Origin of the sequence: Nocardioides oceani (genome assembly GCF_030412965.1) — a bacterium.
GTDB lineage: Bacteria > Actinomycetota > Actinomycetes > Propionibacteriales > Nocardioidaceae > Nocardioides > Nocardioides oceani.
Window position 1 is genome coordinate 1 of record NZ_JAUHJQ010000106.1, and the last position, 292, is coordinate 292.

1 protein-coding gene is annotated in these 292 nt (G+C 77.1%); it reads right to left on the reverse strand.

Going from position 1 to position 292, the window contains the following annotated elements:
• Positions 1 to 292, reverse strand: a 292-nt coding sequence (locus QWY28_RS23445; protein WP_300955322.1) for a DEAD/DEAH box helicase, incomplete at both ends; no start/stop codon positions are given.

A 292-nucleotide genomic window follows, 5' to 3' on the forward strand; every position in this document is an offset into this window, starting at 1 on the left:
TCGGGGTTGGTGAGGACGTACTCCGCGTGGTCGCGCGCCCAGTCGCGCTGGTCGCGGCCGCTGTCGCCGTCGTGGGTCGTCACGCGCACGTCGAGCCCGAGCCCGGCGATGCCGGCGAGCTGGTCCTGGGCGAGGGCCTTGGTCGGCGCGAGGTAGAGCACCGTCGCGCCGCGCTGGCCGCGACGGCCGCGGTCGGCCAGCACGCGGGACAGGGCCGGGAGCTGGTAGGCGAGCGACTTGCCCGAGGCGGTGCCGGTGGCGAGCACGACGTGCTGCCCGGCGTGGGCGGCGT